General features: G+C 63.8%; 16 protein-coding genes. 8 read left to right on the forward strand and 8 right to left on the reverse strand.

Annotated features, from left to right (window positions below; all coding sequences use genetic code 11):
* Positions 1-126 precede the first annotated feature (126 nt).
* On the reverse strand, positions 127-522 hold the full coding sequence (locus HNQ71_RS10045; RefSeq protein ID WP_184872444.1) for an AGROH133_08824 family phage infection protein: 396 nt from the start codon (positions 520-522) through the stop codon (positions 127-129).
* A gap of 378 nt (positions 523-900) precedes the next feature.
* Between HNQ71_RS10045 and HNQ71_RS10050 the strand changes: the two genes are divergently transcribed.
* Positions 901-3,870 (forward strand): hypothetical protein, encoded by a 2,970-nt coding sequence (locus HNQ71_RS10050; RefSeq protein WP_210333860.1) that lies wholly within the window; start codon positions 901-903, stop codon positions 3,868-3,870.
* 51 nt (positions 3,871-3,921) lie between these two features.
* On the opposite strand, the gene HNQ71_RS10055 is transcribed toward HNQ71_RS10050, so the two are convergent.
* Both HNQ71_RS10055 and HNQ71_RS10060 read right to left on the reverse strand, forming a co-directional pair.
* Positions 3,922-4,617 (reverse strand): aspartate/glutamate racemase family protein, encoded by a 696-nt coding sequence (locus HNQ71_RS10055; RefSeq protein ID WP_184872445.1) that lies wholly within the window; start codon positions 4,615-4,617, stop codon positions 3,922-3,924.
* Positions 4,618-4,669: 52 nt separating this feature from the next.
* The gene (locus tag HNQ71_RS10060) at positions 4,670-6,853 is read right to left on the reverse strand and encodes a primosomal protein N' (protein WP_184872446.1); all 2,184 of its coding nucleotides are present in this window, start codon (positions 6,851-6,853) and stop codon (positions 4,670-4,672) included.
* 90 nt (positions 6,854-6,943) lie between these two features.
* Between HNQ71_RS10060 and fsa the strand changes: the two genes are divergently transcribed.
* Positions 6,944-7,600 (forward strand): fructose-6-phosphate aldolase, encoded by a 657-nt coding sequence (gene fsa / locus HNQ71_RS10065; protein ID WP_095084171.1) that lies wholly within the window; start codon positions 6,944-6,946, stop codon positions 7,598-7,600.
* Positions 7,601-7,707: 107 nt separating this feature from the next.
* Here fsa and HNQ71_RS10070 read toward each other — a convergent pair whose 3' ends face one another.
* The 3 genes from HNQ71_RS10070 to leuS form a co-directional block, all read right to left on the reverse strand.
* The gene (locus HNQ71_RS10070; protein ID WP_184872447.1) at positions 7,708-10,416 is read right to left on the reverse strand and encodes a DNA translocase FtsK; all 2,709 of its coding nucleotides are present in this window, start codon (positions 10,414-10,416) and stop codon (positions 7,708-7,710) included.
* Positions 10,417-10,713: 297 nt separating this feature from the next.
* Positions 10,714-11,298, reverse strand: a complete 585-nt coding sequence (gene lptE, locus HNQ71_RS10075) for an LPS assembly lipoprotein LptE (RefSeq protein ID WP_184872448.1) — start codon at positions 11,296-11,298, stop codon at positions 10,714-10,716.
* Complete coding sequence (leuS, locus tag HNQ71_RS10080; protein WP_184872449.1) at positions 11,285-13,909, reverse strand: leucine--tRNA ligase; 2,625 nt, start codon at positions 13,907-13,909, stop codon at positions 11,285-11,287. The genes lptE and leuS overlap by 14 nt, the downstream gene beginning before the upstream one ends.
* 153 nt (positions 13,910-14,062) lie before the next feature.
* Between leuS and HNQ71_RS10085 the strand changes: the two genes are divergently transcribed.
* The 4 genes from HNQ71_RS10085 (at position 14,063) to HNQ71_RS10100 (ending at position 16,657) form a co-directional block, all read left to right on the forward strand.
* Entirely contained in the window at positions 14,063-14,725 is a 663-nt protein-coding gene (locus HNQ71_RS10085) for a YggS family pyridoxal phosphate-dependent enzyme (protein WP_184872450.1), read from the forward strand.
* A 98-nt stretch (positions 14,726-14,823) separates the two neighbouring features.
* Positions 14,824-15,078, forward strand: a complete 255-nt coding sequence (locus tag HNQ71_RS10090) for a type II toxin-antitoxin system Phd/YefM family antitoxin (protein ID WP_184872451.1) — start codon at positions 14,824-14,826, stop codon at positions 15,076-15,078.
* On the forward strand, positions 15,078-15,479 hold the full coding sequence (locus tag HNQ71_RS10095; RefSeq protein WP_184872452.1) for a type II toxin-antitoxin system VapC family toxin: 402 nt from the start codon (positions 15,078-15,080) through the stop codon (positions 15,477-15,479). The genes HNQ71_RS10090 and HNQ71_RS10095 overlap by 1 nt, the downstream gene beginning before the upstream one ends.
* A gap of 128 nt (positions 15,480-15,607) precedes the next feature.
* Positions 15,608-16,657, forward strand: a complete 1,050-nt coding sequence (locus HNQ71_RS10100; RefSeq protein ID WP_184872453.1) for an aldo/keto reductase — start codon at positions 15,608-15,610, stop codon at positions 16,655-16,657.
* 55 nt (positions 16,658-16,712) lie between these two features.
* Here the strand turns inward: HNQ71_RS10100 and HNQ71_RS10105 are convergent, their stop codons facing one another.
* Positions 16,713-17,621, reverse strand: a complete 909-nt coding sequence (locus HNQ71_RS10105; RefSeq protein WP_184872454.1) for a LysR family transcriptional regulator — start codon at positions 17,619-17,621, stop codon at positions 16,713-16,715.
* A gap of 119 nt (positions 17,622-17,740) precedes the next feature.
* On the opposite strand from HNQ71_RS10105, the gene HNQ71_RS10110 reads away from it, so the two are divergent.
* Positions 17,741-18,922 carry an MFS transporter gene (locus tag HNQ71_RS10110; RefSeq protein WP_184872455.1) on the forward strand — a complete coding sequence of 394 codons (1,182 nt, stop codon included), beginning with the start codon at positions 17,741-17,743 and terminating at the stop codon, positions 18,920-18,922.
* A 59-nt stretch (positions 18,923-18,981) separates the two neighbouring features.
* Complete coding sequence (locus HNQ71_RS10115) at positions 18,982-20,016, forward strand: aldo/keto reductase (RefSeq protein WP_184872456.1); 1,035 nt, start codon at positions 18,982-18,984, stop codon at positions 20,014-20,016.
* Positions 20,017-20,333: 317 nt separating this feature from the next.
* On the opposite strand, the gene HNQ71_RS10120 is transcribed toward HNQ71_RS10115, so the two are convergent.
* A complete protein-coding gene (locus HNQ71_RS10120; protein WP_184872457.1) occupies positions 20,334-20,606 on the reverse strand; it encodes an usg protein in 273 nt (90 codons plus the stop codon).
* Between the last annotated feature and the right edge of the window lie 51 nt (positions 20,607-20,657).

Here is a 20,657-nt window from a genome sequence, read left to right on the forward strand (position 1 = left end):
CCGAAAGTCGATTGCCGTCTAGCACAGGCATTTTAAGACCGCAATGCGTCGTTCCGCATGGTTTTCAGGCACTATTGTCGCATCCGGCAAAAGAGTCCCGCCTTCCGCCCCGGAAACCCTAAGGATTCAAGGCAGAAAGCCGAAGGCGAAGGCGAGCGGCAACGCCGCCAATGCCAATTCCACCACAATGGACACCCAATTGAAAGGCGTATTGGCGCCGTCCGACATCATCGACAGCAGCCGCCCGAAGGCAGTGAACAGCCAGGAGAAGCCAAGCGTCATGTAGATCAGCGGCTGCGCCAGCAGGATGCAGCACAGGCCGACGCCAAGATAGAAGCCCGACATCCTGCCGCGCCCCTCGGCGATCGCCGCCGCCTTCTCGGGTTTGGCCTGCAAGCGCAGGATACGGAAGGCCAGGTTAGGCGCCAGGAAAAACAAAAGACCAAGCAGCACGGTGACGACGGCGCTCGACCAGGCCAGCCATTCGCCCTGGCTCATCGGCCATGGAAACGCAAAATCCATCTTGCTTCCCCCCTCGCGCAACTCAGGACGCATTGAATGTCGCCCGTGCAGGAAGTCAAGCGCGCAGCCGGAAAGCCGGGGTTCGGCAAGGCCGCACTGGAATGCCGTCGCCGCCTGATGTGAGCTTCCCGCTTGGAACCAGCGGCTTCGCGGCCAATTCGGCTGCCAGACAAACAATTCCTGGACAAGAGATACGCGGACAATTTCTTCGATAGTATAGATCGCTGTCTTGCCGCCACGTAACGCAAGTATTATGCTTCGAATGTTCCTTTCGTCGACTTCTTGTTTATTTTAGCAACTTCACATGTTGTGCGATCACCTGTGAAATCTGCGCGGACGGGAGTGCGGCAAGCAGGATCTCGAAATTCGGAGACGATCATGCCGGATCTTTGTCGGACATTGCATCTGGCCAGCATCTGGATCGCTGCGGCCGCCCTTGCCGGGATCGCGCAGGGTGCACGTGCGGACTGTATCGCCGAACGGCCGACGGTCATGGCTCCCACCGATCCCTTGGTCTGCCGGCAGCTCGAGCCTACGATCAGGAAGCCGTCGGCGCTGTCCCTGGGCGACTACGAGAACAAGCTCAATCAGTATCTCGGCAGTTACTGCTATCGCGACGAAGCTGCCGGATGGGTGCACGACAAAGTCGTGCGCCAGGCCGGACCCCGCATCGCCACCCTGGTCAACGGCGCCTGGCAGGGCCTCGACCAAGGAACCCATGCGCCGGTGATGATCTGGTATTCGCCTAACATGATGGACTGGCTTCGCAAGAATCGCTCGGCCGACGGCGAGGTCGATCATCCGCCACCGGTTCCCGACGGTGCCATCATGGTGAAGGAGATGTTTTCGGAGCCGGCGTCGGATTGCCGGACGGTCGATCCGCTCAGGCTTTTTCCAACCAGCGGCGCCGCGATCATGATCCGCGATGCCGGCGCCTCCTACGATGGCTGGTTCTGGGGCTGGTACGGCTTTGGCAGCCAGAGCGGATGGACTCCGGATTGGCCAGCCCTGCCGGCCGACAGCAACAGCATACCCAACATGGGCTTCGCCCAGTACTGCATGAACTGTCATGCCTCGGCGGCCAACAATCTGACCTTCGCTTCTCCCAAGAACATTGCGGGTGAGCCAGGCAAGCCGCTCAACTATCTCGCACAGGATTTCTTCAAGGGAGCGCCGGCAGAAACGTTGCACCAGACCGTCGTTTTACCGGTCGATGGCAACCCACGTCTTGGCCAGCCACTCTACAGTCCGAACGCCGACGTGATCGCCGCGCTGCAGGCCTATGTCCGCGAGATGCCGACCTATGAGACCGTCTCGCGGATGCCTTCCGAAACCTACGACAACACCTGGGTCGGGGCCAAAGGTCCCGATGCGTCCGATACGTTCCTGACCTCGAGCCAGTGCCTGGGCTGTCATGATGCCGGCAGCACCGGGCTGCAGTTCGACATGACCAAGCCAAACCCGCATGGCGATGGCCTGATCAACCTGTCTCCGCTGGCGACCTGGCGAACCTCGCCGATGGGGCTGGGAGGCCGCGACCCGATATTCTTCGCGCAGCTGGCCAGTGAAACGCAAAGCTTTCACCCCAAGATGGCTGGCGTGGTGCAGGACGTCTGCCTTGGCTGCCACGGCATCGCCGGGGAACGGCAGTTCCACATCGACGAGAAGGCGCGCTCGGGCAAATGCGAACTGTTCACGCGCGATATGGTCTATGCGACGCCCTGGCCGGCCGACAATCCGAGTGCCGCGCTCGCCAATTACGGCATGCTTGCCCGCGATGGCATCACCTGCACGTCCTGTCACCGCATGGTGCTCAGCAGCAAGGCCGGCGGACCGCTCGGCGATCAGCCGCAGAACGCCTGCGTCGACGAGCGGCAGGCGCTGCTCAATCCGCACGCGACCGGCTTTGCCAAGACCTTCACCGGCAGCTTCATGGTCGGATCGCCCGATACGCTCATAGGACCCTTCGAGAAACCGGAAGTCGGGCCGATGCATACCGCACTCGGCATCAAACCGGCCCATGACGCCACGATCATGAGCTCCGAGGTCTGCGGAACGTGCCACACGGTTCATTTGCCGGTCCTGCAGGGCACCAACACCCTGGTGCTTATCTACGAGCAGACGACCTATCCGGAATGGGCGTTCAGCGCCTATCGAACCGGCAACACGCCGGACGGCCCGCTTCCACTGGGCGCCGGCGCCACGCCGCGCAGTTGTCAGGGTTGTCACATGCCATCGACGGAACAGGACGGATCGCCGACGATGAGCAAGATCGCCAGCATCCAGGAAAATCTGAATTTCCCGCAGACCGAGTCCAGCAACGCACCGGATCTTTCGGTTCGCGAGGGATTTGCCCGCCACACGCTCGTCGGTCTCAACGTCTTCCTGGTCAAGATGGCGCAGCAGTTTCCCGACGTCTTCGGCATCAGGACGCGCGATCCGATGATGGGCAAGAAGGCTCTCGATCCCCTCGTCCTCACCGAGCAGGCGATGCTGGACCAGGCCTCGCAGGCAACCGCCACTGTCTCCGTCAGCGACCTTGTCATGAGCGCCGACGCGCTTGATGCCAAGGTCACGGTGAAGAACCTGGCCGGTCACAAGTTTCCCTCCGGAGTGGGTTTCCGGCGTGCGTTCCTTACCTTCAGCGTGCTCGACCAGAACGGCGAGCAGCTCTGGGTCTCCGGTCGCACCAACGCCGCCGGTGTGATCGTCGGCGCCGACGACAAGCCGCTGGATGGCGAGCTCTGGTGGAAGGACGACTGTTCCGGCCGTGTCCACCCTGGCGAACGGCCGCATCAGCCGCACTACCAGAAGATCACGCGACAGGATCAGGTTCAGATCTATCAGGAACTGGTCTCCACGCCGCCCGCCGACACACCCAATCCGGTCTGCAATGCGCAGTCGAAGCCGGAAGGCGAACTGACGACCAGCTTCCTGTCGATCTGCACGGAGGTGAAAGATAATCGGATCTTGCCGGCGGGCTTCCTGCCGGTCGAAAGCCGGCTCGAAATCGCCAAGGCATTGGGCGCCGACGAGGAGCTCGCCGTCGATGTCGGCACAACCGCCGTCGAGGACGATCCCGACTATGTATCGGGCGGCAGCGACACGCTGAGCTACTCGATACCGCTTGCCGATTTGCCGAAGGGTGCACACCCTGCCAGCATCGAGGCGGATCTCTACTACCAGGCGACGCCTCCATCCTATCTGCAGGATCGCTTCTGCACCGCCAAGGGCCCCGACACCGATCGCCTGTATTTCCTGGCCGGGCATCTCAATCTCGCCGGCACGCAGGCAGACGGGTGGAAGTTGAAAGTGGTCGGCAGCGGAACTGTCGCTGTCCGGCCGTGATTTCTGTTTTGACGCAATTCCGGACGGACTTCACACCTTTCCGAGAATTGCTCAGGGCAGCATGAAGGCCACCGCTGCCTCGGCGTGGATGCGCGTCGTGTCGAAGACCGGAATGTCGAAGTCCGGCTGGCCAATCAGCATGGTGATCTCGGTGCAGCCCATGATTACGCTGTCGGCGGCCTCTTCGCGGCGCAGCCGTTCGGTCTCGGCGATGTAGGCCGCTTTCGAGGTTTCGGTGATGACGCCCTGGCACAGTTCCTCGTAGATAACGCGATGCACCATGTCGCGGCCGGCGGCATCGGGCACCACGGGATGAAGTCCATATTTGTCGGCGAGCCGACTCTTGTAGAAATCCTGCTCCATGGTGAAGCGCGTCGCCAGCAGCGCGGGGCGCTGCATGCCGACGCGCTTGACGGCAAGCGCGGTGGCGTCGGCGATGTGGATCAGCGGGATCGACACCGATGCCTCCACCTGGTCGGCCAGCTTGTGCATGGTGTTGGTGCACAGAAGCAGGCCCTCCGCGCCGCCCGCCTCGAGCTTGCGCGCGGCTTCAGCCAGAAGCATGCCGGCGCCGTCCCAGTCGCCATGATGCTGGCGCTCGGCGATCTCGGCAAAGTCGAACGACCACAGCAGCAGTTTGGCCGAATGCAGCCCGCCGAGACGCTCGCGCACGATCTCGTTGAGCAGGCGGTAGTAGATGGCGGTCGATTCCCAGCTCATGCCGCCCAGAAGGCCAAGGGTTTTCATGTAATCTTCCTGTCTTGCCGGCTTGGCGGCAGCCTATCGCCGAATCGCGACCTTACAAAAAGCTCTGCGGATCGATATCGACCTGCACCCGAACCGAGCCGCGCTGTTTCGGCCCATTGGCCAGCATGGCGCGGATGAAGCCTTGCATGTCGGCGCGCCGTTCACCCTGGATCAGCAGGCGAAAACGGTGGCGCCCGCCGAGCAATGACAGCGGCGCCTCCGACGGTCCCAGCACGAACAGGTCGGTCGCCTCGGGCGCTGCGCGGCGCAGGCCGCGCGCATGGCCCTCGGCCTCTGCCCTCGTCACCGCGCTGACGATGACGCCGGCAAGCCGGCCGAACGGCGGCAGGGCCGCCCGTTCGCGCTCGGCGATCTCGCGCTCGTAAAAGGCCTCGGCATCGCCGGAGACGATCGCCCGCATCACCGGATGGTCGGGCTGGAAAGTCTGCAGCAGGCCGAGGCTCTTCTTGCCGGTACGGCCGGCGCGGCCGGTCACCTGGCTGAGCAGCTGGAAGGTGCGCTCGGCGGCGCGCGGATCGCCATTGGCAAGGCCGAGATCGGCATCGACGACGCCGACCAAGGTCATGTTGGGGAAGTTGTGACCCTTGGCGACAAGCTGCGTTCCGATAACGATGTCGGCTTCGCCATTGGCGATCGCTTCCAGCTCCAGCCGCAGCCGCCGCACGCCGCCCATCAGGTCGGACGACAAAACGATGGTGCGCGCGTCAGGGAAATGCGCGACGACCTCTTCGGCGATGCGCTCGACGCCGGGTCCGCAGGCGACCAGATGGTCAAGCGTGCCACATTCCGGACAGGCTTCGGGGCGGCGCTCATTGTGCCCGCAATGATGGCAGACCAGCTGGCCGCGAAACCGGTGCTCGACCAGCCAGGCCGAACACACCGGGCAGCCGAAGCGATGGCCGCAGACGCGGCACAGCGTCAGCGGCGCATAGCCGCGCCGGTTGAGGAACAGCAGCGATTGCTCTTTCTTCCCCAGCGTCTGGCGCATCTGGTCGAGCAGCACCGGCGACAGGAAGCCGCCACGTGCCGGCGGCGCCCGCCGCATGTCGACCGCCTTGAGATGCGGAAGCGCCGCCTCGGCAAAGCGGGCGGACAGCACCGCTCTGTTGTAGCGGCCCTGGCTGGCATTGACCCGGCTTTCGACCGATGGCGTCGCCGACGCCAGCACCACCGGAAAGCTGCCGATATGGCCGCGCACCACCGCCATGTCGCGCGCATTGTAGAAGACGCGGTCTTCCTGCTTGTAGGCCGGGTCGTGCTCCTCGTCGACGACGATCAGGCCAAGCTCCCTGAACGGCAGGAACAGCGCCGAGCGAGCGCCGGCGACGACGCGCACGCGGCCTTCCGCCACTTGCCGCCAGACGCGTTCGCGCATCCTAGGCGGCAGGTCCGAGTGCCATTCGCCCGGCTTGGCGCCAAAACGTTGCTGGAAACGCTCAAGAAAGGCGTGCGTCAGCGCGATTTCCGGCAGCAGGATCAGCACCTGCTTACCCTGGTCGAGGGCAGCCGCCACCGCTTCGAAATAGACTTCCGTCTTGCCCGATCCGGTTACCCCGTCGAGCAGCGCGACATTGAACACACCGGCCGCGACATTGGCGCGCAGCAGCTGCGCGGCATCGCTCTGGTCCGGCATCAATTCCGGCACGGCGTAGCTTGTGTCGGGCGCAGCCACAACCGGGCGCGGCGGGATCATCACCGTCTCGAACACGCCTTGCGCCCTGAGGCCGTCGATCACCGTCGACGACACGCCGGCCGCGTGCGCCAGGCCGGAGCGCGTCCAGGCAAGCCCGCCTTCGGCCGTCTCCAGTACGCGCTCTCTGGCACCCGTCATCCGGTCGGGCGTCAAGAGGGTACGCTGCAGCCCCTCGATCCATGGTTCAGGGTCGAAAGCTTCCGGCGCCCTGAGCAGCATGCGCGCCACCATGCCAGGCGGCGACAGCGTGTACTGCGCCACCCAGTCGACGAAACGGCGCATCGCGCGGTCGATCGGCGGGCAATCGAAAATCTGTTCGATCGGGCGCAGCTTTTTCGCGTCGACCGTCTCGACCGCGCCGTCCCAGACGATGCCGGCAACCTGGCGCGGGCCAAGCGGCACGCGCACGATCGAGCCCGGCACCACGCGCATGCCGGCCGGCACGGCATAGGTGTAGGGACGTTCGGCGGGCATCGGCACCAGCACCGGTGCGGCTGCGACAAAGGGCGAATCTTCGATCATGAAGCGTGACCTTGCCCCGACTTTGGTCTAGATCAAAGGGCAACACTGAACGTGCCTTTCCCAGCACGACGAAATTGTCAGGAGACCGCCATGAAATTTTTTGTCGACACCGCAGACGTCAAGGATATCCGTGAGCTCAACGATCTGGGCCTGCTTGACGGCGTCACCACCAACCCGTCGCTGATCCTGAAATCCGGCGGCAAGATCGCCGAGGTCACCAAGCAGATCTGCGACATCGTCAAGGGTCCGGTCTCGGCTGAAGTCACCGCCACCGAATATTCCGAGATGATGCAGCAGGCCAAGGTCCTGGCCAAGATCGCCGACAATGTCTGCATCAAGGTGCCGCTGACGCTGGACGGCCTGAAGGCCTGCAAGACCATCCGCACGGAGATGAACCGGCTCGTCAACGTCACGCTGTGCTTCTCGGCCAACCAGGCGCTGCTCGCGGCCAAGGCCGGTGCGTCCTTCATCTCGCCCTTCGTCGGCCGCATCGACGACATGGGCGTCGACGGCATGGAACTGATCCAGGAGATCCGGCAGATCTACGACAATTACGATTTCCAGACCGAGATCCTCGTGGCTTCGGTTCGCACTGTGAACCACGTCAAGCAGGCGGCACTGATCGGCGCCGATGTCGCCACTGTGCCGGCGGCGACGCTGAAGGCACTGGTCAAGCATCCGCTGACCGACAAGGGCCTGGAACAGTTCCTCGCCGACTGGGCAAAGACCGGCCAATCGATTGGCTAAGACGGCGATCGGCTGAGATCACACCGCTTCAAACAGAAAAGGCCGGGCAACCGGCCTTTTTTATTGCGCTACCGAAGACGTCAAATCGCTAACCGCGCGCCTGCCGATCAATCGGTGCCGTCATCGTCGGGCGCGCTCACCTGCGGGCGCCGGCCCATGATGATCTCGCGTTTGCCGACATGGTTGGGTGCACCGACCAGCCCTTCCTTTTCCATGCGCTCCACCAGCGATGCGGCGCGGTTGTAACCGACACCGAGGCGGCGCTGGATGTAAGACGTCGAGCACTTCTTGTCGCGCACCACCACCTTGACCGCCTCGTCATAGATGGAATCATTGTCTTCGGCTGCAACGGATCCCTTGTCGAAGACCGCGCCCTGATCGGCTTCGGCTTCTTCTTCATCCTCGTCGGCTGTCACCGTCTCCAGATATTCGGGGCGACCCTGCGCCTTCAGATGCGCCACGACATGCTCGACTTCCGCGTCGGAAACAAACGGGCCATGCACGCGCGAAATGCGCCCCCCACCCATCATGTGCAGCATATCGCCCTGGCCAAGCAGCTGTTCGGCGCCCTGTTCGCCCAGGATGGTGCGGCTGTCGATCTTGGATGTCACCTGGAAGGAAATCCGGGTCGGGAAGTTGGCCTTGATCGTGCCGGTGATGACATCGACCGAAGGGCGCTGCGTTGCCATGATCAGGTGGATACCGGCAGCGCGCGCCATCTGCGCCAGACGCTGGATGGCGCCTTCGATCTCCTTGCCGGCAACCATCATCAGGTCGGCCATCTCGTCGACGATGACGACGATATAGGGCATCGGCGCAAGGTCGATTTCCTGCTGTTCGAAAAGCGGCTCCCCGGTGCCCTTTTCGAAGCCGGTCTGCACGGTCATCACGACCGTCTCGCCCTTGTCGCGGGCCGCAGCCGCGCGCTCATTGTAGCCGTCGATGTTGCGTACACCGAGCCGCGCCATCTTGCGATAGCGGTCCTCCATCTCGCGCACCGCCCATTTGAGCGCGGTGACCGCCTTTTTGGGGTCCGTGACGACGGGGGTCAAAAGATGCGGGATGCCGTCATAGACGGAAAGCTCCAGCATCTTGGGGTCGACCATGATCAGACGGCACTCTTCCGGCTTCAGTCGGTAAAGCAACGACAGGATCATGGTGTTGATGGCGACCGACTTGCCGGAGCCGGTGGTGCCCGCCACGAGCAGGTGCGGCATCTTCGCCAACTCGGCGATGACAGGCTCGCCGCCGATCGTCTTGCCGAGACAGAGCGCCAGCTTGCAACTGGTCTTGCGGAAGCCCTCCGATTCGATCAGCTCCCGGAAATAGACCGTTTCGCGCATTTCGTTCGGAAGCTCGATACCGATGACGTTGCGGCCAGGCACGACGGCGACGCGCGCCGAAACCGCCGACATGGAGCGGGCGATGTCATCGGCAAGCCCGATGACACGAGAGGATTTGACGCCAGGCGCCGGCTCGAACTCATAGAGCGTGACGACCGGGCCCGGGCGAACATGAATGATCTCGCCGCGCACGCCGAAATCTTCGAGCACGCTTTCCAAAAGATCGGCGTTCTGCTCGAGCCGCTCCTGCGACATGTAGAACCCCTGCCCCTCCGGTGGCTGCTGCAACAACTCTTCGGAGGGGAGCTGATAGGAATCCCCCGCCGTCGAAGGCGCGATTTTTCCGGCCAGAGGCAAGCGTGGGGACGCGGCCGCGACCCGCATGGCGACGTCCCGACGCGGCACGATTGGCACGGCAACGGCATCCCTTGCCGCACCGGGGATTGCGTCGACCTCAGCCTGCAATGGCGCACTGCTCGCCGGCATGTTCGGCTGGGCGACAGCTTGGTTCGAGTTGGACGGCCGGATATCAGGTAAAGGCTTCGAGGGCTGGCCTGGAAGCCATTCGATGACACGAAATAGCGAGGTGGCGTCGGCCACCATCGATGAGCTGATGCCAATTCGCCCAGCGGCCGCCGGCGCCGGCGTGGCCGGGTTGGCAGGTCGGGCCTGAGACGAAACATCGACCAGGTAGGGCGCCATCACCTCGAAGAAGGCGTGATCCGAAAGATGAGGCCAGCGCAGGGTCTCTGGGATGGCTGTCTTGGTCGGGGCGACGCCTGCCGAGACGGCGGCCATGCGCACGGATGCTCGTCTTGTTGCAGCCGGCGTCGGAGCTACCGGTGGAGCACGCCGTGCCTTGTCGTTGGCACGCCCCGGCGCGGCTGACGCTGCAGCCAGCGGCGACGTCCTTGGTGCGGCCGATTCGCTGCTGCCCTGCAACCGGGCCGTTTCCAGATTGCGGCTTTTCACCGAAACCGGCAATGCCAGCAGCGAGGGAGCAAGTGGTGCCTTGTCAACGATGGGCTGTGTGACTGCCTGCTGCGTTGGGAGCGCGTCTGGAGCGCCTTGCTCGACGACAGGGTCGCTCTGCTGGCGATGCTTCTTGGTCTCATAGTCAGGCGTGCGCGTAAAACGCACGTTGGGCGCGAGGAAGAAATATTCCTGCCAGGCAGGACTTTCGATGTCGCCGATTTTCGGGGACGCATGGCTCGTCCCCTGGTCAACCCTCGGCTCCATATAGGGCCGCCTGCTGCCGCCAAGATCGACAACCCGGGCGGAATAGCCCGCCTGGTGTATTCCGGATTGCCGGCCGTCCTGTCCCTGCTGAGTTGGGCGATCATGGCCGCCTGTCGCGGCTGAAGGGGCTTTCCGACCGGCCCTGCCACTCACGCCCTCGAAACGCTCTACCCCGGGGTCATCGGGCGAAGTTGCCTTCAATGAATTGACCCTGGGAAAACGCTTGGATTCCATTCTCACGACTCGCTCTGAAACGTCTGCCGAGCAATAGGGAGCGAGTGGTTAACAGATGCTTCCCGGCGGCGCGATCGTCGACGATCTCGGGACAGCAATGTCATCGTACCGGTCGCAACGAGCGACCCGTTGTCAGGCAGCACTCACGCCGGGGCAACCTGCCTGGGGAGCCACAAGGCGTGAGGTACAGTATCTCTACGACAGTCTCGGGCGGTCTGACTTTGGGCGCGCGTGATCAATGTCACCATCGCCCGCAATAACCGCGCTTGAGGTGAGAGCGTTCGAAACGGTGAAGCGCTAGCCGGCCGTCTTGCCGTACTTGACTAGGTCCTGGGCGATGGACAGTTGCAACGCTTCGGCCAGTTCGCGTGCGGCACGGTTCTCGGCGTCGATCTGCGCCCGGTATGCGGCGAATTCCTGACGCGGCCTGTCGAAGGACGAGGTGATCGAGCGTCTGCCGGACGCGATCTTTGCACCGGTCTTGGCATCGGTCAGCGTGTAGTTGGCGGTCAGCGTCACGGAACCGGCGGTCGGCTCGTCTTCGTCGGTTCCGACCTGCACGAGTGCCGCGGATTCGACGGCTTCGCCCACGCCGAGAAATAGCGAATAGGCCGGCGAGGCCGGTTCGCCGGCGCCTCGTCCAAACCCGAAGATCAAATTGTTGCGCACCTGCTGCCCGAAACGCGTGTTGACCGGCTTGATGCTGATCGACGCCAGTTCGGAATTGGCGCTGCCGGTCGAGCCCGTCGACAGCGGCTCGCTCGAATAGAGCGGCCGCACCGTGCAGGCCGAGGCCAGCGCAAGTGAGCCGAGCAGGCCGGCAAGCGCCACGCGGCGCAGCAAGCGGCCCAGCTCTGTCTTTTCCCGATCAGGCAACGACATTGACGATCCTCTGCGGCACGATGATCACCTTGCGCGGAGCCTTACCTTCGAGTGCTTTCTGCACGAAGTCGAGAGACAGTACCGCTTTTTCGACCGCACCTTGGTCCGCGTCGCGGGCAATTGTCAAATCCCCCCGCTTCTTGCCGTTGACCTGTACCGGATAGGTGACTTCGTTGTCGACGACCAGTGCCGGATCGAAGACCGGCCACGGCCGTTCGGCGACCAGATCGGTGCCGCCGAGCGCTTCCCAGCACTCCTCGGCCAGATGCGGCATGACCGGCGCGATCAGATGCACGAGTACCTCCACGGCCTGCCGGCAGGCACTTTTCAGCGCCGCATCGGCCTTGCCTTCGGCCACCTCGTTGAGCGGTGTGGTCAGCGCATTGGCCAGTTCGTAGATGCGGGCGATGGCGCGGTTGAAGGCGAGCTTCTCGATATCCTCGCCGACCGCCTTCAGGATCTTGTGCGCAGCTTTCGAAACCACTGCCGCCTCGCCGGCATTGGCCGCCACGGGCTCCACGCCGGCCAGCGTCTCGGCCGCCGTCGACACCAGGCGCCAGATGCGCTGGATGAAGCGATGCGCGCCGGCGGCGCCATCGTCGGTCCATTCGACATCGCGCTCGGGCGGTGAGTCCGACAGCATGAACCAGCGCGCCGTGTCGGCGCCGTAGCCGTCGGTGATGTCTTCCGGGCTCACCGTGTTCTTCTTCGACTTCGACATCTTTTCGAGCGGGCCGATCGTCACCGCCTCGCCGGTGGCGATGTCGATGGCGCGGCGCTTGCCGTCGACGTCCTCCAGCCGCACTTCTGTGGGCGCCAGCCAACGGCCATTCGATGCCGAGCCGACGCGATAGGTTTCGTGCACCACCATGCCTTGCGTGAACAGGCCCTTGAATGGCTCGGCCAGATCGACATGGCCGGTCTCCCGCATGGCGCGGGTGAAGAAGCGCGAATAGAGCAGATGCAGGATCGCGTGCTCGATGCCGCCAATATACTGGTCCACCGCCAGCCACTCATTGGCGGCCTTGGGATCGGTCGGTTCATGCGCCCAGGGCGCCGTGAAGCGCGCGAAATACCACGACGAATCGACGAACGTGTCCATCGTGTCGGTTTCACGCCGCGCATCCTTGCCGCATTGCGGGCATTTGACGTGGCGCCAGGTCGGATGGCGGTCGAGCGGATTGCCCGGCCGGTCGAAATCGACATCGTCGGGCAGCCTGACCGGCAGGTCGGCCTTCGGCACCGGCACCACGCCGCAATCCTCGCAATGGATCATCGGGATCGGGCAGCCCCAGTAGCGCTGGCGCGAAATGCCCCAGTCGCGCAGGCGGAAATTCACCTTGCGCTCGGCCATCGGCCGGTTGCCGATGGTCTTCTGCTCCAGCAGTTTCGCGACCTCGTCGAACGCCTGATCCGGCTTCATGCCGTCGAGGAAGCGCGAATTGATCATCACGCCGTCGCCGACATAGGCCTCATCGATGATCTGGAAGCTGCCTGGATTGTCGCCTTCCGGCATCACCACCGGGATCACCGGCAGGCCGTATTTGTTGGCGAAGTCGAGGTCGCGCTGGTCGCCGGACGGACAGCCGAAGATAGCGCCGGTGCCGTATTCCATCAGCACGAAATTGGCGACATAGACCGGCAGTGTCCAGCTGTCGTCAAACGGATGAACGACGCGGATGCCGGTGTCGAAGCCCTTCTTCTCGGCCGTCTCCAGCGCCGCCACCGAGGTACCCATATGGCGAACCTCGTCGATGAACTTGGCCAGCGCCGGATTGGTCTCGGCAGCCTTCCTGGCCAGCGGATGATCGGCGGCGACAGCCATGAAGGAGGCGCCGAAAATGGTGTCGGGCCTTGTCGTGTAGACTTCCAGTTCATGCTCGCCGCCGATGGCGTCGGCCAGCGGCCAGCGAATCAGCAGACCCTCGGAGCGGCCGATCCAGTTCTGCTGCATCAGCTTCACTTTCTCCGGCCAATCGTCGAGGCCGTCGAGCGAATCCAGCAGATCCTGCGCGAAGTCGGTGATCCTGAAGAACCACTGCGTCAGTTCGCGCTGTTCGACCAGCGCCCCCGAACGCCAGCCGCGTCCGTCGATGACCTGCTCGTTGGCGAGCACGGTCATGTCCTCCGGGTCCCAGTTCACCTTGGAGGATTTACGCGTCACCAGCCCCTTTTCGACGAAATCGAGGAACAGCATCTGCTGGCGGTGGTAGTAGTCGACGTCGCAGGTGGCGAATTCGCGCGCCCAGTCCAGCGACAGGCCCATGACCTTGAGCTGCTCGCGCATGGTGGCGATGTTCTGGTAGGTCCATTCCTTGGGATGGACCTTGTTCTGCATCGCCGCGTTCTCAGCCGGCATGCCGAAGGCGTCCCAGCCCATCGGGTGCAGCACGTTGAAGCCCTTGGCCCGCTTGTAGCGCGCCACCACGTCGCCCATCGTGTAGTTGCGGGTGTGGCCGATATGGATGCGCCCCGACGGATAGGGGAACATTTCCAGCACGTAGTATTTCGGGCGCGGATCGTCATTGTGCGCTTCGAAAAGCTTCCTGGCGTCCCAGGCCTTCTGCCATTTGGGCTCTGACGCGCGCGGATTGTATCGTTCGGTTGCCATGGGACGTTTTTCACTTAAAAGCATGCGGACTGCGGGCGACAGCTCGGCAGTTCATTGGATATGGTCCGGGTGTTCACCATGGTTTGGCAAACCCGTCAACCATATGGGTCTCGCGTCGGTCAAAAACGTGGATCAAAACAGTGGGATTTGCATATGGGCGACGCCGTTCAGCAGTTTTTCGCGGTCAAGGCCAAGATCGCCGCCGCCGAGCGCGAGGCCGGTCGCCAGGCTGGCGCGGTGACGGTGGTCGCGGTTTCCAAGACCTTTGACGCAGCCGACATAAGCCCGGTCATCGAGGCCGGCCAGCGCGTCTTTGGCGAAAACCGCGTGCAGGAGGCGCAAGGCAAATGGCCGGCGCTGAAGGAGGCTTTTGCCGACATCGAACTGCACCTGATCGGTCCGCTGCAGTCGAACAAGGCAAGGGAGGCGGTGGCGCTGTTCGATGTCATCGAGACGGTCGATCGCGACAAGATCGCCGTCGAACTCGCCAGGGAGATCGCCAGGCAGGGCCGCGCGCCGAAGCTCTATGTCCAGGTCAACACCGGCTCCGAGCCGCAAAAGGCCGGCATCGAACCGCGCGACGCGGTCGCCTTCGTCACCCGCTGCCGTGATGTCCACGGCCTCGCCATCGAAGGCCTGATGTGTATCCCGCCGGCCGACGAGAACCCCGGTCCCCACTTCGCCTTGCTGGAGAAGCTTGGGCAGGAGGCCGGCGTCGCCAAACTGTCGATGGGCATGTCCGGCGACTACGAGACGGCGGTCGCCTTCGGCGCCACCAGCGTCCGGGTCGGTTCGGCGATCTTCGGCAGCCGATAGCCGCGCCCTCTGCCCCTGGATCGGCAATTCAAGTGCTGCAGTCCTTGTCGCCTGACAGCGCCAATGATATGTCTAGCCAAGCTAGCTAGGAGCATTTTATGAATTGGCACCTCCAGGATGCAAAGAACAATTTTTCCAAGGTGGTTCAGCGTGCGCGCAGCGAGGGGCCGCAGACGGTGACATTGCGCGGCGAGCGTGCCGCAGTGGTGCTCTCTGCCGAAGACTACGACCGCTTGGCTGGAAAGAGGAAAAGTCTGGCCGAATATCTTTTGACTGGCCACGTCTGGGACGATGATTTCGTCGAGGAGGTCAACCGCCGCTCGGACACCATGATCCGGGATGTCGATCTCTGATGTATCTGCTCGACACGAACATTGTTTCCGACGTCCAGAGACGACTGCCCAAGCCGACTGAATGGCTGGCCTCGATTGATCCGGAATCTCTGAATCTCAGCGTCATCACCATTGGCGAAATCGAACGTGGGATCGTCAAGCAACGAAAGGTCGATGCCGAAAGGGCGACGCGTCTCGATCTTTGGCTGCGGGAACTTCGCCGCGACAATGCCGACCGCATCCTTGCGGTGACGGAAGACGTGGCATTGGTGTGGGGACGTATCTCAGCAGGGCGAACTCGCGGCAGCGCGGACACGCTCATCGCAGCAACCGCGCTCGTCCACGATCTCATTCTTGTGACGCGTAACGTCACGGGCTTCGATGACACAGGCGTGACGCTGTTTAACCCCTGGGACACCTAACCTACTCGCTTCCATCCTCCGGAAATCTATGGTTGGGCCAATTCGGCAGGCACGTTGTGCCAGCACTGGAAACGAAACGTACCGTTCCTATTTGATTGGTGCCATCACCATTCACCTGGAGCCTCACCATGCGTTATAACCAGCTTGGAAATACGGGGATGTTCGTCTCCGAACTTTGCCTCGGCACCATGACCTTCGGCGCCGCCGGCGAAAACGCCCAATGGGGCCTGATCGCCAGCCTCGACCAGAAGGGCGTCAACGAGATCGTCGCGCGGTCGCTCGCCGCCGGCGTCAATTTCTTCGATACGGCCGACGTCTACTCGTTCGGCGAGTCCGAGCGGCTGCTCGGCCAGTCGCTGAGGGATCTCGGCGTCGACAGGCAGAAGGTGGTCATCGCCACCAAGGTGCACGGCGCCATGGGCGACGGTCCCAACCAGCGTGGCTCGTCACGCGGCCACATCATGGATTCGGTCGATGCCAGCCTCGAGCGGCTGCAGCTCGACCATATCGACCTCTATCAGCTGCACGGCACCGACATGGTGACGACTATCGACGAGACGCTGCGGGCGCTCGACGATCTGGTTGCCAGCAGCAAGGTCCGCTATGTCGGCGTTTCCAACTGGCAGGCCTGGCGCATCGCCAAGGCGCTCGGCATCGCCGACCGCAAGGGCTTTGCCCGTTTCGAGACCATCCAGTCCTATTATTCGATCGCCGGCCGCGATCTCGAGCGCGAAATCGTGCCGCTCATCAACGAGGAAAAGCTTGGCCTGATGGTATGGTCGCCGATGGCCGGAGGCCTGCTGTCCGGCAAATACGGGCCCGGCGCGCCCGGCAATGGCGAGGGCCGTCGTGCCTCCTTCAACTTCCCGCCGGTCAACGAGGAGCGCGCCTGGCCGGCCGTCGCCGTCATGCGCGAAATCGCAGGCAAGCACGATGTGAGCGTTGCCACGGTGGCGCTCGGCTATGTCCTGGCCAAGCCTTTCGTGATGAGCGTCATCATTGGCGCCAGCCGCATGGAGCAGCTCGAACAGAACCTTGCCGCCACCCAGCTGAAGCTCGACACCGACGATCTCGTCCGCCTCGATGAGGTCAGCGCCTTGCCTGCCGAATATCCCGGCTGGATGGTGGAGCGTCAGGCAGCCGGTCGCCGCCCGGCGCCGTTCATGCCGAAAGCATAGCAGCCGCCAGCGCAGACACCTCGGGAGCCTGAGGGCTCCTGAGAGCCGTCTCGCCTCAGGTCAGCCGTACGCTCTCGCTAAGAAAATCGAGCAAGGCCCGCACCCGCGCCGGCAGATGCCGGCCCTGGCCGACATAGACGGCGTGGGTGGCCTCCTCGTCGCCCGGATTGAAATCCTCGAGCAACCGCACCAACCGGCCGGCCGCGATATCGGCTGCCACGTGCCAGCGCGCCAGCCGGGCAATGCCCGCGCCGGCCAGCGCCATCAGCCGCATCGCCTCGCCGTCGCTGACCAGCGTGTTGCCGGTGATCGGAACCATGATGGGGTTGCCGGCCGCATCGAGGAACGGCCAGTCGTCGAGATGCCGCACGAAACCGAAGCCCATGCGGTTGTGCCTGTCGAGATCGGCTGGTGTTAGCGGCGTGCCATGCGTCTCGAGGTAGGAAGGTGCTGCAACCACCACCACCGGGCTTTGCCCGAGCTTGCGCGCCACCAGCCGCGATTCGCCGAGCGGCCCGGCGCGGATAGCGACATCGGCGCGTTCCGCCATCAGGTCGATGACACTGTCGGTCAGCACCAGATCGACCGAAATCTCCGGGTAACGTTCGAGGAAGCGCGGCAGGAGCGGGATCAGCCTATGCACCCCGAAGGGAACGTAGGAGTTGACGCGCAGCCGCCCGCGCGGCGCCGCCCCCGCAGCTGCTTCCTGCTCGGCCGCCGCCATGTCGGCCAGGATGCGCAGGCCGCTGTCGTAGAACGCGGTGCCTTCCGGCGTCAGTTGCAGTTTTCGCGTCGAACGGCTGACCAGCCGCGCGCCGAGCCGGGCCTCCAGCCGCGCGATCAGCTTGCTGACAGCCGACGGCGTCATGCGCAACGCGCGCGCCGCAGAAGAGAAACTACCTTCCTCGACGACGCGCACGAACACTTCGATCTCGCCGGAGCGATTGATATCGGGTCTGGCCATTTGTGAATCTATTTCACAGAAAATGTGCCCGGCGCAAGTCTGGTTCACAATGCATGGCGACACGATCTTTCGGGTCGGGGCGCGGGACGGCGCTCTCCCTCATCGAAGTGGAAATCGCCATGCCTCTTGCCCTCTACGCCCTCGCCGCCGGTGCCTTCGGCATTGGCGTCACCGAATTCGTCATCATGGGTCTGCTGCTCGACGTCAGCAAGGACCTCGGCGTCTCGATCTCGGCCGCCGGCCAGCTCATTTCCGGCTATGCGCTCGGCGTCGTCATCGGCGCGCCGCTGCTGACCATCGCCACCGGCAACTGGCCGCGCAAGACCGTGCTTCTGGCGCTGATGGCGATCTTCACGCTTGGCAATCTCGCCTGTGCCCTGGCGCCCGACTATTGGACGCTGATGGGCGCCCGCGTCATCACCGCCTTTGCCCATGGTACCTTCTTCGGTGTCGGTTCGGTGGTCGCCACCGGGTTGGTCGCGCCCAACAAGAAGGCCTCGGCGATCGCGCTGATGTTTACCGGCCTGACCATCGCCAACATCCTCGGCGTGCCCTTCGGCACCTGGCTCGGCCAGGCCTTTGGCTGGCGGGCGACTTTCTGGGCGGTAAGCGTGGTTGGCCTGGCGGCCTTCGCCGTCATCCTGGCTCTGGTGCCACGCAGCGAGACGGCACCAGAAAAGAGCGACCTGCGCGCCGACCTCGCCGTACTGCGCCGCACACCCGTGCTGCTCGGCCTCGCCACCACCGTGCTCGGCTATGCCGGCGTCTTCGCCGTCTTCACCTACATCGCCCCGCTGCTGACGCAGATCAGCGGCTTTGGCGAAGCCGCCGTGTCGCCGATCCTGCTCGTCTTCGGTGCCGGTCTCATCGCCGGCAACCTCGCCGGCGGCAAGGTCGCCGATCGCTGGCTGGTGCCGGCCGTGCTGGGCAGCCTCGTGGTGCTGGCCCTGGTGCTCGCAACCATGACCTTCGCCATCCACAGCCAGGTAATGGCCGTGATCTATGTCGGCCTGCTGGGTGCCGCCGCCTTCGCCACCGTGGCGCCGCTGCAGATGTGGGTGCTGGAAAAGGCGCAAGGTGCGGGCCAAAGCCTTGCCTCGTCATTCAACATTGCCGCTTTCAATCTCGGCAACGCCGCCGGCGCCTGGCTTGGCGGTGCGGTGATTGCCCAGGGCCTCGGCTTGGGTTCGCTCACCTGGATCGCCGCCCTGCTGCCGCTCGCCGCGCTCGCCGTGGCGGGACTGGCACTGCGTCTCGATCGCAGCCCTGCGATCGGCGAGCCTGTCTCGGTCCGCTCGTAACACCGGCAAAACCGGATCGCTTTTCGACATCCCCTTCCACACCACCAGGAGCCACGAAAATGGATTATCGACGTCTCGGCGCATCGGGCCTGAAAGTGCCCGCACTCTCATTCGGCGCGGGAACCTTTGGCGGCTCCGGCCCGCTGTTCGGCGCCTGGGGCAACAGCGACGCCAGCGAAGCGCGGCGGCTAATCGACATCTGCCTCGAAGCCGGCGTCAATCTGTTCGACACCGCCGACGTCTATTCGAACGGCGCGTCGGAACAGGTGCTTGGCGAAGCCATAAAGGGCCGCCGCGATGCGGTGCTGATCTCGACCAAGACCTCGCTGCCGATGGGCGACGGCCCGGCCGATTATGGCTCATCGCGTTCGCGGCTGATCAAATCCGTGGACGATGCGCTGAGGCGGCTCGGCACCGATTACATCGACCTGCTGCAGCTGCATGCCTTCGATGCCGGCACGCCGATCGAGGAGGTGCTATCGACGCTGGACGAGCTGGTGCGCTCCGGCAAGCTTCGCTATGTCGGCGTCTCCAACTTCTCCGGCTGGCAAGTGATGAAGTCGCTGGCGCAAGCCGACACGCACGGCTATCCGCGCTATGTCGCGCACCAGGTCTACTATTCGCTGGTCGGCCGCGACTATGAGTGGGAGCTGATGCCGCTCGGCCTCGACCAGGGCGTCGGCGCGCTGGTGTGGAGCCCGCTCGGCTGGGGCCGCCTGACCGGCAAGATCCGCCGCGGTGCAAAACTGCCGGAAAAGAGCCGGCTGCACGACACCGCCAGCTTCGGCCCACCGGTCGAGGACGAGCATCTCTACCGGGTCATGGATGCCCTTGACGCGGTGGCCGAGGAAACCGGCAAGACGGTCCCGCAGATCGCCATCAACTGGCTGCTGCATCGCCCGACCGTGTCCTCGGTCATCATCGGCGCCCGCAACGAAGAACAGCTGCGCCAAAATCTCGGCGCCGTTGGCTGGACGTTGACGCCGGAGCAGATCGGGAAACTCGACGCGGCAAGCGAGGTCACCGCGCCCTACCCGTATTTCCCCTATCGCCGCCAGGAAGGTTTCGCTCGCCTCAACCCACCGGCGGTCTGAGCGGCACGATCATTCATTTGGGCGGGCACGTTCGGGATTAGCGGAGCCTCCCTAGCTTCGTCATCCACGGGCGAAGCAGGAGCGAAGCTCCGTCGCGGAGACCCGAGGATCCATGCCGTGACAGCTGTCGAGGAATGCGACGGATCAGATTTCTGGACCGCAGCAACGCCGAGAGGTCGCGGCATGGATCCTGGGGTCTACTCTCGTCGCTCCGCTCCTCGCTGCGCCCCAGGATGACGAAGCGATAGGCGTTCCGTCAATCGCCATCCATACAGGGCCGTCAACGCAAGCGAGGGTCAAGGCCCTGCGCCGGCCCCCTAATGCAGCACGAACTCGCCATCCACCTTGCGCCATTCATTCGGCGCGATCAGCTTCTGGTGCGTGTAGACAACCGAATGCAGGGGGCCGTCGAGCCTCGTCTTCCAGAATTCGATGAAGCGGATCAGCACCGGAAACTTCGGCGCGATGTCGTAGTCCTGCCAGATGTAGCTCTGCAGCAGGTGCGGATGATCAGGAAAATGATAGAGGATCTTGGCCGTGGTCAGGCCATATCCCTTAAGCATCAGGTCCATTTCGGAATGGTCGTGCATTGCAGCCCCCTTCGGCGGTCCCTTGGTTGAGTCTCCTTTCCTCCCAACGCT

This window comes from Mesorhizobium sangaii, assembly GCF_014207355.1.
In the GTDB taxonomy this organism is placed as follows: Bacteria; Pseudomonadota; Alphaproteobacteria; order Rhizobiales; family Rhizobiaceae; genus Mesorhizobium; species Mesorhizobium sangaii.

Bases quoted from the DNA above. Each gene is read 5' to 3' on its own strand.
- HNQ71_RS10045 (WP_184872444.1), bottom strand. From the start codon at position 522: ATGGATTTTGCGTTTCCATGGCCGATGAGCCAGGGCGAATGGCTGGCC.
- HNQ71_RS10050 (WP_210333860.1), top strand. From the start codon at position 901: ATGCCGGATCTTTGTCGGACATTGCATCTGGCCAGCATCTGGATCGCT.
- HNQ71_RS10055 (WP_184872445.1), bottom strand. From the start codon at position 4,617: ATGAAAACCCTTGGCCTTCTGGGCGGCATGAGCTGGGAATCGACCGCC.
- HNQ71_RS10060 (WP_184872446.1), bottom strand. From the start codon at position 6,853: ATGATCGAAGATTCGCCCTTTGTCGCAGCCGCACCGGTGCTGGTGCCG.
- fsa (WP_095084171.1), top strand. From the start codon at position 6,944: ATGAAATTTTTTGTCGACACCGCAGACGTCAAGGATATCCGTGAGCTC.
- HNQ71_RS10070 (WP_184872447.1), bottom strand. From the start codon at position 10,416: ATGGAATCCAAGCGTTTTCCCAGGGTCAATTCATTGAAGGCAACTTCG.
- lptE (WP_184872448.1), bottom strand. From the start codon at position 11,298: ATGTCGTTGCCTGATCGGGAAAAGACAGAGCTGGGCCGCTTGCTGCGC.
- leuS (WP_184872449.1), bottom strand. From the start codon at position 13,909: ATGGCAACCGAACGATACAATCCGCGCGCGTCAGAGCCCAAATGGCAG.
- HNQ71_RS10085 (WP_184872450.1), top strand. From the start codon at position 14,063: ATGGGCGACGCCGTTCAGCAGTTTTTCGCGGTCAAGGCCAAGATCGCC.
- HNQ71_RS10090 (WP_184872451.1), top strand. From the start codon at position 14,824: ATGAATTGGCACCTCCAGGATGCAAAGAACAATTTTTCCAAGGTGGTT.
- HNQ71_RS10095 (WP_184872452.1), top strand. From the start codon at position 15,078: ATGTATCTGCTCGACACGAACATTGTTTCCGACGTCCAGAGACGACTG.
- HNQ71_RS10100 (WP_184872453.1), top strand. From the start codon at position 15,608: ATGCGTTATAACCAGCTTGGAAATACGGGGATGTTCGTCTCCGAACTT.
- HNQ71_RS10105 (WP_184872454.1), bottom strand. From the start codon at position 17,621: ATGGCCAGACCCGATATCAATCGCTCCGGCGAGATCGAAGTGTTCGTG.
- HNQ71_RS10110 (WP_184872455.1), top strand. From the start codon at position 17,741: ATGCCTCTTGCCCTCTACGCCCTCGCCGCCGGTGCCTTCGGCATTGGC.
- HNQ71_RS10115 (WP_184872456.1), top strand. From the start codon at position 18,982: ATGGATTATCGACGTCTCGGCGCATCGGGCCTGAAAGTGCCCGCACTC.
- HNQ71_RS10120 (WP_184872457.1), bottom strand. From the start codon at position 20,606: ATGCACGACCATTCCGAAATGGACCTGATGCTTAAGGGATATGGCCTG.